Source organism: Serratia sp. DD3 (assembly GCF_000496755.2).
On record NZ_AYKS02000066.1, the window covers coordinates 1 to 1134 of the forward strand.

Annotated in this window: 1 protein-coding gene; it reads right to left on the reverse strand. The window is 53.6% G+C overall.

Going from position 1 to position 1134, the window contains the following annotated elements; translation table 11 throughout:
• A partial coding sequence (locus IO95_RS11620; RefSeq protein WP_037385461.1) for an Ig-like domain-containing protein occupies window positions 1–1134 on the reverse strand: 1134 nt, incomplete at both ends.

Genomic DNA, 1134 nt, shown 5'->3' on the forward strand with positions numbered 1-1134 from the left:
AACGCCCCCTTGATGGTCACCGTACGGTCGCGGGTGTTCATATCGCTGTTTACCGCTGTCGCACTGTGGCTGAACAGATCGCCGGTGGTCAAACCGTTCGAGGTATCGGTGGTAATACCCGCTGTGGTGGTCAAACCATTCAGGTTCGGTGCCACGGTGCTCACTGTCAGCGCATGTGCATCGGTGTCACCAATATTACCCGCCTGATCAACCACACGCGCCTGGATGGTATAGTCAGCTGACGTCAACGGCTTGCTTTGCAGATCTACCGTCCAACTGCTGGCGGTCGTGCTGCTCGCTTTAGTCCAGGTTTTGCCGCCATCAACACTCACTTCGACCCACTCGTCTGCCAGCAGGGCCTTGTTCAGTGTACCGTTAATCAACAACGTGCTATCGCTGGTGTTGAAGTCGGTATTGCTGATACCCAAGTCATCACTGATTGAGGTGATGGTAATTACCGCATCAGAAATCGTCGCATCAATGGTGATGGTTTGAGTCGCACTCGGCGCACTCTCCTGATCTGCATCGTTGGTCCCCGTCACTTTGAAGTTGTAAGTACCGTCTGCCAATGCCGGGTTGGGTGTAAAGCTCCAACTACCACCTGGGCCTGCAGTAGTAGTACCTACCACAGTTTTATCGTTATAGATGGTAATCGTATCGCCTTCAGCAACAGAAGAGGTCCCGCTCAAGGTTGGCGTATTGTCCTTGGTCAAACTACCGCTGGCCAATGGCATACGGGTAGCGCCGGTATCATCAATAATACTGTCGATAACCGGAGTGCCTGGGGTCAATGACATAATGACGTCATAGCTGGTGCTCGGCTTGGCGCTATTACCTACCTTGTCAGTCTCTTCTACTGTCAACGTGTTTTTACCGTCATACAGTGAGCCCGTCGCGGTCAACGTCCACTGGCCATTGCTGCCTACGGTGGTGGTACCCAGTACTTTGGTCAGCCCATTGCCATCGGTGGTGTATACCGTGATGGTGTTACCCTCTTCAGCACCGGTACCGTTAACCAACGGATTGCGATCATCCAACACGCTACCCTTGCTGACCGGGCCTGTCACCAGACCATACTGATCGACGACTTCAGTGATCGCCACCTTGCTCACATCCGGTGGCGTGAAGTCCAGC